We start from the raw sequence: 13,290 nt of genomic DNA, 5'->3' as shown, positions 1-13,290 counted from the left end.
CCCATTAAGGGGTCGTACGCATGGTTGCCCTGGATCACCCCCAGCCCGTCGAACAGCCCGTGGACCGGACCGCCGGGCCCACGGACGCCCGTATGACCGGACGGATGCGGCTCGTCCTCGTCGTCCTCCTCGTCGCCCAGTTCATGCTCGCCGTCGACTTCTCGATCCTGAACGTCGCACTGCCCGTCATCGGTCAGGGACTCGGCTTCAGCCTCGGCGGCCTCCAGTGGATCGCCACCGCCTTCGCCCTCGCGGCGGCCGGATTCACCCTGCTCTTCGGGCGCGTCGCCGACCTCGTCGGCCGCCGCCGGCTCTTCCTCGGCGGCATGGCGCTGCTCGGCGTCTCCTCCCTCGTCGGCGGCCTCGCCACCGGCCCCGAGATGCTGATGGCCGCCCGTGTCGCCCAGGGCCTCGCCACCGCCGCCGTCACCCCCGCCGGGCTCTCCCTGCTCACCGCCTCCTTCCCCGAGGGCCCGCTGCGCGCCCGCGCGCTGGGACTCAACGGCGCCCTCATGTCCGCGGGCTTCACCACCGGCGCGATCCTCGGCGGCGTCCTCACCGACCTGCTCTCCTGGCGCTGGGCGTTCCTCGTCAACGTGCCGGTCGCCCTCGCCGTCCTCCTCGTCGCCCCCGCCGTCCTCACCGAGAGCCGCCCGGCCGTCCGCCCCCGCCTCGACGTGCCCGGCGCGATCACCGTCACCGGCGGACTCCTCGCCCTCGTCTACGGCCTGACCGTCAGCGGCGAACACGGCTGGACCGACCCGGCCGCCCTCACCGCCCTCGCCGTCGGCGCCGCCCTCCTGGTCGCCTTCGTCCTCGTCGAACGCCGGGCCGCCGCCCCCCTCGTACCGCTCCACATCCTCAAGCGCCGCACCGTCGTCTGGGGCAACCTCGCCGGGCTCGTCGCCTTCGTCACCGAGACCTCGCTGGTCTTCCTGATGACGCTCTACCTCCAGGACGTCCTCGACTTCTCCCCGCTCGCCGCCGGCCTCTCCTTCGGCGTCCTCGGCGCCGGCACGGTCCTCGGCGGAGTGTTCGCCTCCCGCTTCATCGGGCGCTTCGGCGCCCGGACGGCCCTGGTCTCCGGCGGTCTCCTCCAGACCGTCGCGACCCTCTCCCTGTACGGACTCGGCGAAGGCCCCGGCAGCCTCTGGCTGCTCCTCGCGGCGACCTTCGCCGGCGGCGTCGGCAACATGCTCGCGATCGTCGGCTTCATGGTCACCGCCACCTCCGGGATCCCCGACCACGAGCAGGGCACCGCGACCGGGCTCGCCACCATGACCCAGCAGATCGGCATCACCATGGGCACCCCGATCATGAGCGCCGTCGTCGTCACCGCGCCCGTGCTCCTCGACGGCATCGGCCTCGCGGTCCTCGTGAACGCCGCGATCGTCGCCGCCGGAGCGGTCCTGGCCGGCCTGTTCCTGCGCCGCACGTGACGGGTGGCGGGACAGCGCCTGAGCAGGACGCGAGAAGGGCCGGACCCCCACGGGGGGAGTCCGGCCCTTCTCTCCGTTCGACGGGCGGCTACACCGTTCGACGGGCGGCTACACCGGCCAGTACGACCGGGCCCAGGCCCGCGGGCCCGGCCGGGGGCGCACCGACCGCGCGATCCGGGACGGGTCCGACCAGCCCTCCGGGACCGCCGGGCCGCCGCTCCCGGCGGACGCCGCCGCCGTCGCCGCGGCCCGGGCCTGAACCACCGCCAGTGCGGCGGCCAACTCCTCCGGGGTCGGGTTTCCTCGTACGACCTTGATCATGTCGACTCCTTGAAGCATCAGGTCCGGGGAGGCCTAGAGCGGGATGTTGCCGTGCTTCTTCGGAGGCAGGGATTCCCGCTTCGTCCGCAGCTGACGCAGCCCCTTCACGATCTGCGGGCGGGTGTCCGACGGCATGACCACACCGTCGATGTAACCGCGCTCGGCCGCCGTGTACGGGTTGAGCAGGGCGTCCTCGTACTCCCGCATCAGCCGCGCCCGCTCGGACTCCTGGTCCTCCGCCTCGGCGATCGTCCTGCGGTGCAGGATGTTGACCGCGCCCTGCGCGCCCATCACCGCGATCTGCGCCGTCGGCCACGCCAGGTTCAGGTCCGCGCCCAGGTGCTTCGAGCCCATGACGTCGTACGCACCGCCGAAGGCCTTCCGCGTGATCACCGTGATCAGCGGGACCGTCGCCTCCGCGTACGCGTAGATCAGCTTCGCGCCGCGCCGGATGATCCCGCCGTACTCCTGGTCCACGCCCGGCAGGAAGCCCGGCACGTCCACGAAGGTGAGGACCGGGATGTTGAACGCGTCGCAGGTGCGGACGAACCGCGCGGCCTTCTCGGACGCGTCGATGTCGAGGCACCCCGCGAACTGCATCGGCTGGTTCGCGACCACACCGACCGGGAAGCCCTCCACCCGGCCGAAACCGGTCAGGATGTTCGGCGCGAACAGCGACTGCGTCTCCAGGAACTCACCGTCGTCGAGGACGTGCTCGATGACCTTGTGCATGTCGTACGGCTGGTTCGCCGAGTCCGGGATCAGCGTGTCCAGCTCGCGGTCCTCGTCCGACACCTCGGTCTCCGCGACCTCCGGGAAGGTCGGCGGCTCGGAGAGGTTGTTCGACGGAAGGTAGGACAGCAGGGACTTCACGTACTCGATGGCGTCCTTCTCGTCACCCGCCATGTGGTGCGCCACGCCCGAGGTCGCGTTGTGCGTCCGGGCGCCGCCCAGCTCCTCGAAGCCGACGTCCTCGCCGGTCACCGTCTTGATGACGTCGGGACCCGTGATGAACATGTGCGAGGTCTGGTCCACCATCACCGTGAAGTCGGTGATCGCGGGCGAGTACACCGCGCCGCCCGCGCACGGGCCGACGACCAGCGAGATCTGCGGGATCACGCCGGAGGCGTGGGTGTTGCGGCGGAAGATCTCGCCGTACATGCCGAGCGCGCTCACACCCTCCTGGATACGGGCGCCGCCGGAGTCGTTGATGCCGATGACGGGGCAGCCCGTCTTCAGCGCGAAGTCCATCACCTTGATGATCTTCTGGCCGTACGTCTCGCCGAGCGCCCCGCCGAAGACCGTGAAGTCCTGCGAGAACACGGCGACCGGGCGACCGTCGACCGTGCCGTACCCGGTGACGACACCGTCTCCGTACGGGCGGTTCTTCTCCAGGCCGAAGCTGGTCGACCGGTGCCGGGCCAGCTCGTCCAGCTCGACGAACGACCCCTCGTCGAGAAGCAGGGCGATCCGTTCGCGCGCGGTCAGCTTGCCCTTCGCGTGCTGCTTCTCCACCGCACGCTCCGAGCCGGCGTGGGTGGCCTCGTCGATACGGCGCTTGAGGTCCGCGATCTTGCCTGCGGTCGTGTGAATGTCGATCTCGTACTGCTCTGCCGGCTCGGACATCGGGATGCGGCTCCCTGCCTGGTCACGGGGGGTTCGTTGACTACGAATGGGCTACTGCTCAGCTACTGAGCCGTAGCGTATCGACGCCGATACGGTTCGGCACTGCGGTCTTTGCCACACCTAGTCTGGCTTGCATGACGTCCTCCCAAGGCTCCGGCGGACCCTGGTCCGACCTCGACCGGCCCCCACTGAACGCCCCCGCGCTGCGCCGCGCCCTCGTCCTCCCCGACGGACTGTGGACCTCGCTCGACGTGGTCACGAGCACCGGATCCACCAACAGCGACCTCGCCGCCCGCGCCGACGAGCTGCCCGAGGGCGCCGTGCTCGTCGCCGAGGAGCAGACCTCCGGCCGCGGCCGCCTCGACCGCAGCTGGACGGCCCCCGCCCGCTCCGGGCTCTTCCTCTCCGTCCTCCTCAAGCCGGAGGTGCCGGTCCACCGCTGGGGCTGGCTCCCGCTGCTCACCGGAGTCGCCGCGGCGACCGGCCTCGCCAAGTCCGCCGGGGTCGACATGTCCCTCAAGTGGCCCAACGACCTGCTGATTTCCGTCGCGGGCGAAGAACGCAAGACCGGCGGCATCCTCGCCGAGCGGGCCGGAGCGGACGGCATCGTCGTCGGCCTCGGCATCAACGTCACCCTCCGTGAGAACGAACTCCCCGTCCCCGCCGCGGGCTCCCTGCTCCTCGGGGGCGCGGTCTCCACCGACCGCGACACCCTCCTCCGGGCCGTCCTGCGCTCCCTCGCCGAGTGGTACGGCGACTGGGTACGGGCCGCCGGTGACCCCGCCGAATCCGGCCTCCAGGCGGCCTACGCGGCCGGCTGCGCGACCCTCGGCCGCCGCGTCAGGGCCGAGCTGCCGGGCGAGCGGATGCTGGAGGGCGAAGCGGTGGCCCTCGACGGCGACGGCCGCCTGGTGGTCGCCACCGAGGGCGGCGGCACGGAGGCGGTGGGAGCCGGCGACATCGTCCACCTGCGATCGGGCACCTGACCACCCGGTGCGGGCGAACGTTCCTCCCGGGGCCCCGGAACGCGGTCCTCGGGGGAGGAACGGCGGGCACACCCCACCGGCGCGCGGCGCCCTCCCTCCGCTCACCCCGAGGGTGCCGCGCGCCCACGGGGCCGTACGGCAGGAGGACACGCGCCCATGCCCGTACGACAGAGGGTGCCGCGCGCCCGCGGGGCCGTACGGCAGGAGGACACGCGAGACAGGCCCAGAACACGGGCGACAGCCTTCAAGGCGTGAGCCAAGCCACAGCTGTCGTATCGTGGACCGCGATCCAGGGCGACAGATCGGCAGGGCAAGTGGGCAGGGAACGGGCAGGAGGCGGCCGGTGACCGTCGACGACGAGAACGAGGGCGGCGCGCCCGAGCCTCCCACGTACCCCACCCCCCATCACGAGGTCGACCACACGGCCGAGCCGAGCGACGATCCGCTCGCCATCCGCCTCGAACAGCTCATCCTCGGCGCGGACCGTCGCTACACCCCGTTCCAGGCCGCCCGCACGGCCGGCGTCTCCATGGAGCTCGCCTCCCGTTTCTGGCGCGCCATGGGCTTCGCCGACATCGGCCAGGCCAAGGCGCTCACCGAGGCCGACGTCCTCGCCCTGCGCCGGCTGGCCGGCCTCGTCGAGGCCGGGCTGCTCAGCGAGCCGATGGCCGTCCAGGTCGCCCGCTCCACCGGACAGACCACCGCCCGGCTCGCCGAATGGCAGATCGACTCCTTCCTGGAGGGCCTCACCGAGCCGCCCGAGCCCGGCATGACCCGCACCGAGGTCACGTATCCGCTGGTCGAGCTGCTCCTGCCCGAGCTGGAGGAGTTCCTCATCTACGTCTGGCGGCGACAGCTCGCCGCCGCCACCGGCCGCGTGCTCGTCCAGGCCGCCGACGACGAGGAGATGGTCGACCGGCGGCTCGCGGTCGGCTTCGCTGACCTGGTCGGCTTCACCCGGCTGACCCGCCGCCTGGAGGAGGAGGAGCTCGGCGAGCTGGTCGAGGCCTTCGAGACGACCTGCGCCGACCTGGTCGCCGCGCACGGCGGCCGGCTCATCAAGACCCTCGGCGACGAGGTGCTGTACGCGGCTGACGACGCCGGTACGGCCGCCGAGATCGCGCTCCGCCTGATCGAGACCCTCAGCCACGACGACACGATGCCCGCGCTGCGCGTCGGCATCGCCTTCGGCACGGTGACGACCCGGATGGGCGATGTCTTCGGCACGACCGTGAACCTGGCGAGCCGGCTCACCTCGATAGCGCCGAAGGACGCCGTCCTCGTCGACGGCGCGCTCGCGGAGGAGCTGTCCAGGACGGGCGAGGCGCCCGTCTCGGAGACCGAGGCCGCCGAGGACGCCGCCCGCGCGGAGAAGGAGGGCCGCCAGGCCGCCACGTACCGCTTCGCGCTCCAGCCGATGTGGCAGCGCCCGGTCCGAGGTCTCGGCGTCGTCGAACCCTGGCTCCTGACCCGCCGCCCGACCTAGGATCTCCCGTGAACGCCTGTTAACAGCCGTTAACAGGCTCTGAATCGGGAGGGTGCGGTCATGTCCGAGCAGCGCTTCGGTGAGTTCGTGGTGGTCCGGAAGGACGGGAACGGGCACGTCGCCGAGCTGGTCCTCGACCGGCCCAAGGCGATGAACGCCGTCTCCTCCGAGATGGCCCGCTCCCTCGGCGCCGCCTGCGACGCGCTCGCCGCCGACCCCGCGGTCCGCGTCACCGTGCTGACCTCCTCGAACGACCGTGCCTTCTGCGTCGGCGCCGACCTCAAGGAGCGCAACTCCTTCACCGACGCCGAGCTGGTCCGGCAGCGGCCGACCGCCCGCGCCGCCTACACCGGCGTCCTGGAGCTGCCCATGCCGACCGTCGCGGCCGTGCACGGCTTCGCCCTCGGCGGCGGCTTCGAGCTGGCGCTCGCCTGCGACGTGATCGTGGCCGACGCGACCGCCGTGGTCGGCCTCCCCGAGGTCTCCGTGGGCGTCATCCCGGGCGGCGGCGGTACGCAGCTGCTGCCGCGCCGGGTGGGTGCGGCGCGCGCCGCGGAGCTGGTCTTCACGGCCCGCAGGGTGGAGGCCGCGGAGGCCCGCGAGCTGGGCCTGGTCGACCTCCTGGGGGAGGACGCGCGGACGGCGGCCCTGGAGCTGGCCGGTCGGATCGCGGCGAACTCGCCGGTCGGCCTGCGGGCGGCGAAGAAGGCCATGCGGCTGGGTCAGGGTCTGGATCTGCGGGCGGGCCTCGAGGTCGAGGACGCGGCCTGGCGTTCGGTGGCGTTCTCGGGGGACCGCGCGGAGGGTGTGGCGGCCTTCAACGAGAAGCGGAAGCCGAACTGGCCGGGCGAGTAAGTTCTACAGTTCTGTACCGAATGTCACTTACGGTGACGTCTCGAAGGTGAAAACAGATCAAACCTCCCTAAGCTGGAGGAATGGGTGAGGACGGACGGCTGCGGGCCGTAGTGGCGCTGGCGCAGGGGATGGCGGCGGCGCACACTCCACGCGAGTTCTGGCGGGCGGCGGCGCTCGGGTCCTGCGAAGGGCTCGACGGCACCTTCGCCGCCCTCTCCGTCTGGCAGCGGGACCACGGACGCCTCAAGGTCCTGGTGAACGCCGGGGAGCGGGCTCTGGGCGAGGAGGAGTTCCCGGACTCGGAGACGTATCCGGTGCACCAGTTCCCCGAGATCACCGAGTTCCTGCACGAGCAGTGGGCGGGCGGCGGCGAGCCGGACGCCTGGGTGGAGACCGCGGAGGACCCGGTCCCGACCGGCCGGGTGGCCGGTCTGCGGCGGCGGGGGCGCGGCTGCTGTGTGGTCGCCCCGATCGTGCTGCACGGGCGCGCGTGGGGGGAGCTGTACGTGGCGCGCCCACCGCAGGAGAAACCTTTCACCCGCGCGGACGCCGACTTCGCCACGGTGCTCGCGGCGGTGGTGGCGGCGGGCATCGCCCAGGCGGAACGCCTGGAGGAGGTCCGCAAGCTCGCCTTCACGGACCCTCTGACGGGACTGGCCAACCGGCGGGCCGTCGACACCCGTCTGGACGAGGCCATCGAGCGCTACCGCGTGGACGGTTCCGTGGTCAGCCTGATGGTCTGCGACCTGAACGGCCTCAAGCGGGTCAACGACACCCACGGCCACGCGGTCGGCGACCGGCTGCTCGAACGCTTCGGCTCGGTGCTCTCACGCTGCGGCGCCATGCTCCCGGGCGCCCTCGCGGCGCGCCTCGGCGGTGACGAGTTCTGCCTCCTGACGGTCGGCCCGACGGCGGACGAGGTGGTGGCGGTCGCCGAGGAGCTGTGCGTACGGGCGGCGGAGCTGGAACTCGGCGAGGGCGTGGCCTGCGGGGTGGCGTCCACCGGGGACCCGATCGGCCCGCTGAGGTCGGCCCGCCGACTCTTCCGCCTGGCGGACGCGGCCCAGTACCAGGCGAAGGCGGCCCGCTCGGCGAAGCCGGTGGTCGCGGGCCGCGACGGCGCGGTCGTCCGCTTGGCCGACGCCCCGCCCGGAGCCCGGGACCGCCGCCGCTTCAGGGACGCACCGCCGGTGGAGCCGCCTGGGGTGGAGGGGCGGGGGTGAGGTGTCGAGGGTGGTCCGGCTTTGTGAGTGTCAGGTGCGGCCGCCCTCTTTCCGAGAGTGGCGGCCTCCACCACCGCGTCAAGGGCGCCTTCGGCGTCGCTGCGCGATGGGCTGCGCCCACCCTTGACCCGGCGGCGGAGGCCGCCTTTTCACACTCGGAGGGCGCCCGGGGGGCGCGGCCACGCGGGGCTTCGGGCAGTGGCCGGGGTCGGAGTGTGCGTCCGTCGGCCGGTGGGTGGGGGCGCGGCTAGCGGTCGGGGCCGGTGGATCTGCTTGCCTTGGTTCGGGGTGCGCGGTTGTTGAATGGGGCGGCCCGGCGGCGCTTAGCGGCCGGCCGAAGTCCTCGGGTCGGACTTCAGGCCCCGCTGGTCGCTGTTGGTGGGTGGTGGGGAGCGGGTCGCGGGAGTTTCCTGCACTTTCACCGCCCGAAAAGGGCGATTAGGCGTTTCTGTCCGTATATCCAGGGGTGTGTTACTCGGCGTAATGCGCAGTTACTCACGCCCCACCCACCAGGAGTGACCAGCGGGGCCTGAAGCCCCACCCCGGACAACCGAAACTCGCTGAACCGAGCCCGACCGCCCCATCCAACAACCGCGCACACCGAACCCACCGACACCAGCCCACCCCACCCCCGCCACAAACCAAGCCCCCACCCACCGACCGGCACACGCCCCCCCATCCCGGCCACTGCCCGAAGCCCGGCGCGGACCCCGCCCCCGGACCGCCCTCCGAGAGTGTCTTCGCTCCTGGAGGTGGTGGGTCAAGGGTGGGCGCAGCCCATCGCGCAGCGACGCGACCGCAGGGAGCGCCCTTGACGCACCGCCGGAAGGAGCGACTCTCGGAGAGAGGGCGGTCCCACCAGAAACCCACACGGCACGCCCACCCCCAGAACCCCAAAGACCCGCACCACCCACCGAGTGTCCTTCCGGGCAGCTCAGGCGCGGCAGTCGGCGCAGAGTGCCTCGTCGGCGACGGGCCTGAAGAGCATGGGCTGGGTGTGCGCGCCGCTCGCGCATTCCCGCGCGCCTTCGAGGCGCGACGAGAGCCGGGGCGCGGACGGTGGCGTGGACGGTTCGGGTCGGGGGAGGGCGCGGGGAGGGACCTCGCGAAGCAGGTACCGCACGAGCCCGCCGGGCCGCTGTACGGGGGTTCCGGCGCCGGGCAGGCCGCGCAGGACGTGCTCGTGCACGTCGGCGGAAGTGTGTCCGGCGGCGAGCCAGCGGGCGGCGAGTCGGGTGAGTTCGTCGCGCATGCCGGGCGGGATGCGCCGGAGGGCGGGCGAGAGGAGAGGCAGGACGCCGACGAGGGCGCGGGCTTCGTCGAGCCGCGCGTCGAGCTCTGCGTCGAGCCGCGCGTCGACCTGGACTTCGGGTCGAGTGGGGGCCACGGCGTCGTCGGCGGGCTCGGGTGGCTGCGGTTGCCGCCCGTCCCCGAGCTTCCGCTCCGGCGCCGGCCAGGGCCCGGGGTTCGTTCCGGTCTCCGGCTCCGACTCGCACCTCGACTCCGGCTCGACCGCCGGACCACGCTCGTCCCCCTGCTCCGGCGGAAGGATGGAGGTGTTTCCCCTACGGTCTTTCTCTGGATGACCGTCGGTCGACGGGGGCGTCGGTCGACCGACGGTCGGTCCCGCGTCACTCGGTCCCACCTGCGGATACACCCGCTCGGTGCCGGTGTGGACCGGCATGCCGCCGAAGATCCTCGCGGCTTCCTCGGGGCGCAACGCCGTGCTGGAGACGAGTTGTTGGGTGATCCAACGCCCGCCGCCCACCTGGACCCGCCGCTCGTGCACGTACCCCTCGGCCTTGAGTTGCCGCTTGGCCGTGATGAAGGAAGTCGCCCCGATCCGGGCGCGCTTGGCGGATTCCGACAGGGATTCGCGTGCGTGCGCGGGGAGGGAGAGTTGCCAGGTGAGGAGCCGCGCGGCGTGGGAGTCGAGGCGCGGATGCCGGATGATCTCGTGCGAGAACTGGCTGAAGGCGCGAGGGGGCGCGATAAAGTTGCGGTAGATCACGGGTGGACTGCTTCCACTGGTGGTTCAGGCCCTCGCGATGGTTACCGCCGTCGACGGGGGCCGCTTTATTTGCGAACGTAGCGCAGGGGCATATGCCCGTAACGCCAGGCAGAGTGAAGATCGCCCGTACGAGTGACGCGCGCTTATCGGGGGCGAGTTGCTCGCCGGTCATTGCAGTCGGGGAGAAAGCAGTGGTCGTTCGCCCGGCTGCGCTGACACGATCCCGGTGTGACCACTCTGTTCCTGATGGTCGGCCTCCCGGGGGCCGGAAAGACCACGAGGGCCCGGCAGCTCGCCGAGGAGCACGGCGCGCTGCGCCTGACGCCCGACGACTGGATGATCCCCCTGTTCGGCGAGGCGGAGCCGGACGGCAAACGCGACGTGCTGGAGGGCCGGATGCTCTGGCTCGCCGTGGAGGCGATCAGGCTCGGAACCGACGTGGTGGTGGACTACGGCTGCTGGTCCCGGGACGAACGGTCGGCGATCCGCTGGCTCGCGGAGGCCGAGAAGGCGCGATTCCGCATGGTCTACCTGCCGGTGGACGACGAGACCCAACGCGCCCGGATCGCCCACCGCCAGGCCACTGCTCCTCAGGAGACGCTGCCGATCACCGAGCCCGACATCCTGGACGGACGGGCGCAGTTCGAGGAGCCCGACGCCGCCGAGCTCGGAGGTCACGGAGTCCCGGAGCCGCCCCCCGGCTGGTCGGACTGGCGGGAGTGGGCGGCCGATCGGTGGCCGTCGTTCGTGCCGCCCTCATGACCGGCGGTCTCACCGCTTCCGGCTCGCCCCTCACCCGTAGTCGTCACTTCGCGCCGGTGCGGAGGTGCTGATGACGCGGACGGCTCCGCGCGGGGTCAGGCTCGCGCGTTCCTGCGGGCTCGCCGTCCAGCACTCGTCCGTCGCCGCTTCCCAGAGGTATCCGCTGGGGCGGACCAGGGTCAGCAGATTCCCGTGCACGTACCGCACCTGCCCGGTGAGCGCGCGCTGTGCGTCGGTCACGACGTCCCCGACGCGGTACCTCACGGAGCGGCCCGTCGTGCGTCGCGGAGGAGGGCGGTGAGCCGCTTGGCGCCGCTCACGCCGACGACCCCGAGGCCGTACCGGTGGACGTCGCCGCCGGGCGAGCGCGTCACGTCCCGGTAGAGGCCGCTGGTGGAGAGCCCGGCGGTGTCCATGGCGGCTCTGAGGTCCCGGAACACCTGGGCGGCCTCGGGTTCGGAGACGGGACGGACGGGGGGTGGGGTGGGGGGTGTGCGCATGGCGGGCTCACTTTCTGATGGATCTCCTCCGGACCGCCTCCACGATGGCGCGTACCGCCCTACGCTCACCAGGAGTTGGGCTCCCGACGTGCAGGTGAGGAACGAGGCATATGCCAGGGGCGAAGGAACTGGACCCCGGGGACAGCGTCGAGCAGTACCTCGGAAACGTGGTGCGCGAGGCGCGGCTGGCCCTGGGGCGCGAGTGGACGCAGGCGTACGTCGGGGCGAAGGTCTTCAGCAGCGGGAGCCGGATCTCCGCGATCGAGCTGGGTGAGGATCCCCCGGACCGCGACCTCGCGAAGAAGCTGGAGGTGGTCCTCCGGCTTCCGGCCGGCACCCTCGTGAACCTCGTGAAGATCCTGACCGAGCAGAACGTGCGTGACTACGCGAAGACCTACATGCGACGGCAGCTCGAAGCCACCGCCATGCACGAGTTCTCCATCGTCGTGCCGGGTCTGCTCCAGACCGGCGGCTACGCGCGAGCGGTGATGGGGGCGGGGCTCGCGGGCGACCCGGCCCAGATCGGCGACTACGTGCGCAGGCGGCTTGAGCGCCAGTCCGTCCTCGACCGGCCCGACCCGCCGTGGATGATGATCGTGCTCGACGAGGCCTGCCTGCGCCGCGACATGGGAGGCGGCCAGGTGATGCGGGAGCAGATCGAGCACCTTCTCGCCATGTGCGAACGCCCCCACGTGAACGTCCAGGTGCTCCCCATGAAGGCGGAGCCCGTGGCCGGCTCCGTCGCGCTCCTCACGCTCTCCAAGGGGGAGCGGGGGGCCTACACGGAGGGGTTCAGCACCGGCAACTACACAGAGGAACCAACGGAGGTGATGCGTTTCCAGCGTGTCTATGATCTGCTGCAACAGGGTGCCCTGGGCGTCCGGGCATCCCTTGAACTGATGCGCGCGATCGCGAAGGAACACGATGACTGAGACCTCGCCGAACTGGCACAAGAGCACGTACAGCGGCAACGACAACGACGCCTGCATCGAGGTCGCCGACAACCTCCCCCGGGTCCGCGTCCGCGACACCAAGGACCACGCCGAGGGCGAGCTCACCGCCGCCCCGGCCGCCTGGGCCGCCTTCACCGCCTTCGTGCGGAACCACGCCGTCTGACCTACTGCACGCTCCAGCGCGGCGGGTGTGCCGGATCGGCGGGGCAGCCGAAGACGTTCAGCTCGCCGTGGTTGCCCACGACGACCCCGGTGGGCAGGGCCGCCGGGTGGGGGTGGAGTCCCTGGTCCTCCACCGGCGTCCAGCTTCCGCTGCCCCCGTCCCACTCGGACGTGTCCACGGTCAGCAGCAAAGCCATGGGTGTCGCGCAGGTCCGGCAGTCCATCGCATACGGGTCCGTCTTGTGCCAGGACGCGAATCCGCCCGCCCGCCAGCCGGGCGGGATCGACAGGTCGTACTGGTACGCGACGGGATCGGCCGCGTCCTCGTCCTCCTGCTCCTCCGCCTCCTCCTCCAGTGCCTCCTCCCACGCGTCGATCCGCGCGCACAACTCCTCGGGCAGCAGCCCGGCGAAGGGGTACGTGACCACCTGCTCCGGCTGCAGCGTGCAAGGGTCGGGGACGTATCCCTCGTAGCCGACGACCCCCGGCTCCGGCGGCGACGCCAGCACGTCGACGACGTCCGCCGCCCTGCGCCAGCGCAGGTGGAGCAACATGCTGTACCCGGTGGGGCGGTGGGCGTCGAAGGGGCACCAGAAGACCTGGAGCAGGTCGGCTCCGTCCGGGCCCGCCGGGAGGTCCGGGACATCGCGCGCGTACAGCTGCGCGAGGCCGATCAGGGGCACCGGGTCGTCCTCGCCCGCCCCGGGCACCCGGTGCTCGCGCCTCAACTCCTCGACGAGCCGCAGTTCCTCCTCCGTCAGGCCCGTGTACGGTTCCCGCGCCCACGCGGAGGCCAACACCGCGCGCTCCTCGCGGATGTCCGCCAAGCGCCGCCCGCGCCCCCGTCCGTGGACCTCGGTGCACACCGGCCACGGCTCGGGGGGGGGGGGGGGGGGGGGGGGGGGGGGGGGGGGGGGGCGGGGGGCGGGGGGGGCCCGGGGGGGGGGGGGGCGGAGGGGGTGGTTT

14 protein-coding genes are annotated in these 13,290 nt (G+C 72.2%); 8 read left to right on the top strand and 6 right to left on the bottom strand.

Annotated elements, in window-relative coordinates; translation table 11 throughout:
• The first annotated feature begins 20 nt into the window (after window positions 1-20).
• Window positions 21-1,439 carry an MFS transporter gene (locus tag ACZ4XX_RS23190; RefSeq protein WP_468509770.1) on the top strand — a complete coding sequence of 473 codons (1,419 nt, stop codon included), beginning with the start codon at window positions 21-23 and terminating at the stop codon, window positions 1,437-1,439.
• 108 nt (window positions 1,440-1,547) lie between these two features.
• On the opposite strand, the gene ACZ4XX_RS23185 is transcribed toward ACZ4XX_RS23190, so the two are convergent.
• Both ACZ4XX_RS23185 and ACZ4XX_RS23180 read right to left on the bottom strand, forming a co-directional pair.
• Complete coding sequence (locus tag ACZ4XX_RS23185; protein WP_468509769.1) at window positions 1,548-1,760, bottom strand: acyl-CoA carboxylase epsilon subunit; 213 nt, start codon at window positions 1,758-1,760, stop codon at window positions 1,548-1,550.
• Window positions 1,761-1,793: 33 nt separating this feature from the next.
• The gene (locus tag ACZ4XX_RS23180) at window positions 1,794-3,386 is read right to left on the bottom strand and encodes an acyl-CoA carboxylase subunit beta (protein ID WP_468509768.1); all 1,593 of its coding nucleotides are present in this window, start codon (window positions 3,384-3,386) and stop codon (window positions 1,794-1,796) included.
• Between the two features lie 134 nt (window positions 3,387-3,520).
• On the opposite strand from ACZ4XX_RS23180, the gene ACZ4XX_RS23175 reads away from it, so the two are divergent.
• The 4 genes from ACZ4XX_RS23175 (at window position 3,521) to ACZ4XX_RS23160 (ending at window position 7,936) form a co-directional block, all read left to right on the top strand.
• On the top strand, window positions 3,521-4,372 hold the full coding sequence (locus ACZ4XX_RS23175) for a biotin--[acetyl-CoA-carboxylase] ligase (RefSeq protein WP_468509767.1): 852 nt from the start codon (window positions 3,521-3,523) through the stop codon (window positions 4,370-4,372).
• A 343-nt stretch (window positions 4,373-4,715) separates the two neighbouring features.
• The gene (locus ACZ4XX_RS23170) at window positions 4,716-5,858 is read left to right on the top strand and encodes an adenylate/guanylate cyclase domain-containing protein (protein WP_468509766.1); all 1,143 of its coding nucleotides are present in this window, start codon (window positions 4,716-4,718) and stop codon (window positions 5,856-5,858) included.
• Between the two features lie 60 nt (window positions 5,859-5,918).
• A complete protein-coding gene (locus tag ACZ4XX_RS23165) occupies window positions 5,919-6,713 on the top strand; it encodes an enoyl-CoA hydratase/isomerase family protein (protein ID WP_468509765.1) in 795 nt (264 codons plus the stop codon).
• 80 nt (window positions 6,714-6,793) lie between these two features.
• Window positions 6,794-7,936, top strand: coding sequence for a GGDEF domain-containing protein (locus tag ACZ4XX_RS23160; protein ID WP_468509764.1), 1,143 nt, complete (start codon window positions 6,794-6,796; stop codon window positions 7,934-7,936).
• A gap of 934 nt (window positions 7,937-8,870) precedes the next feature.
• Here the strand turns inward: ACZ4XX_RS23160 and ACZ4XX_RS23155 are convergent.
• Window positions 8,871-9,947 carry a hypothetical protein gene (locus ACZ4XX_RS23155; protein WP_468509763.1) on the bottom strand — a complete coding sequence of 359 codons (1,077 nt, stop codon included), beginning with the start codon at window positions 9,945-9,947 and terminating at the stop codon, window positions 8,871-8,873.
• Between the two features lie 228 nt (window positions 9,948-10,175).
• On the opposite strand from ACZ4XX_RS23155, the gene ACZ4XX_RS23150 reads away from it, so the two are divergent.
• Window positions 10,176-10,709 (top strand): P-loop nucleotide/nucleoside kinase family protein, encoded by a 534-nt coding sequence (locus ACZ4XX_RS23150; RefSeq protein ID WP_468509762.1) that lies wholly within the window; start codon window positions 10,176-10,178, stop codon window positions 10,707-10,709.
• A gap of 30 nt (window positions 10,710-10,739) precedes the next feature.
• Here ACZ4XX_RS23150 and ACZ4XX_RS23145 read toward each other — a convergent pair whose 3' ends face one another.
• Window positions 10,740-10,949, bottom strand: a complete 210-nt coding sequence (locus ACZ4XX_RS23145; RefSeq protein WP_468509761.1) for a hypothetical protein — start codon at window positions 10,947-10,949, stop codon at window positions 10,740-10,742.
• 20 nt (window positions 10,950-10,969) lie between these two features.
• Window positions 10,970-11,209: a hypothetical protein gene (locus tag ACZ4XX_RS23140; RefSeq protein WP_468509760.1), complete on the bottom strand. Its 240-nt coding sequence runs from the start codon at window positions 11,207-11,209 to the stop codon at window positions 10,970-10,972.
• A gap of 110 nt (window positions 11,210-11,319) precedes the next feature.
• On the opposite strand from ACZ4XX_RS23140, the gene ACZ4XX_RS23135 reads away from it, so the two are divergent.
• Together ACZ4XX_RS23135 and ACZ4XX_RS23130 are read left to right on the top strand one after the other, a co-directional pair.
• A complete protein-coding gene (locus ACZ4XX_RS23135; RefSeq protein ID WP_468509759.1) occupies window positions 11,320-12,141 on the top strand; it encodes a helix-turn-helix domain-containing protein in 822 nt (273 codons plus the stop codon).
• Complete coding sequence (locus tag ACZ4XX_RS23130) at window positions 12,134-12,325, top strand: DUF397 domain-containing protein (RefSeq protein WP_468509758.1); 192 nt, start codon at window positions 12,134-12,136, stop codon at window positions 12,323-12,325. Before ACZ4XX_RS23135 ends, ACZ4XX_RS23130 begins: the two co-directional genes overlap by 8 nt.
• 1 nt (window position 12,326) lies before the next feature.
• On the opposite strand, the gene ACZ4XX_RS23125 is transcribed toward ACZ4XX_RS23130, so the two are convergent.
• The gene (locus ACZ4XX_RS23125; protein WP_468509757.1) at window positions 12,327-13,124 is read right to left on the bottom strand and encodes a hypothetical protein; all 798 of its coding nucleotides are present in this window, start codon (window positions 13,122-13,124) and stop codon (window positions 12,327-12,329) included.
• Window positions 13,125-13,290: the final 166 nt, after the last annotated feature.

The sequence above is a fragment of the Streptomyces sp. NPDC029956 genome (genome assembly GCF_055574655.1).
The sequence above is the reverse complement of the archived record's forward strand: the minus strand, read 5'-3'. Positions and strand labels throughout refer to the sequence as shown.

Excerpts from the sequence above, each read along its gene's own strand:
- ACZ4XX_RS23190 (WP_468509770.1), top strand. The coding sequence starts at position 21 with ATGGTTGCCCTGGATCACCCCCAGCCCGTCGAACAGCCCGTGGACCGG.
- ACZ4XX_RS23185 (WP_468509769.1), bottom strand. The coding sequence starts at position 1,760 with ATGATCAAGGTCGTACGAGGAAACCCGACCCCGGAGGAGTTGGCCGCC.
- ACZ4XX_RS23180 (WP_468509768.1), bottom strand. The coding sequence starts at position 3,386 with ATGTCCGAGCCGGCAGAGCAGTACGAGATCGACATTCACACGACCGCA.
- ACZ4XX_RS23175 (WP_468509767.1), top strand. The coding sequence starts at position 3,521 with ATGACGTCCTCCCAAGGCTCCGGCGGACCCTGGTCCGACCTCGACCGG.
- ACZ4XX_RS23165 (WP_468509765.1), top strand. The coding sequence starts at position 5,919 with ATGTCCGAGCAGCGCTTCGGTGAGTTCGTGGTGGTCCGGAAGGACGGG.
- ACZ4XX_RS23160 (WP_468509764.1), top strand. The coding sequence starts at position 6,794 with ATGGGTGAGGACGGACGGCTGCGGGCCGTAGTGGCGCTGGCGCAGGGG.
- ACZ4XX_RS23140 (WP_468509760.1), bottom strand. The coding sequence starts at position 11,209 with ATGCGCACACCCCCCACCCCACCCCCCGTCCGTCCCGTCTCCGAACCC.
- ACZ4XX_RS23135 (WP_468509759.1), top strand. The coding sequence starts at position 11,320 with ATGCCAGGGGCGAAGGAACTGGACCCCGGGGACAGCGTCGAGCAGTAC.
- ACZ4XX_RS23130 (WP_468509758.1), top strand. The coding sequence starts at position 12,134 with ATGACTGAGACCTCGCCGAACTGGCACAAGAGCACGTACAGCGGCAAC.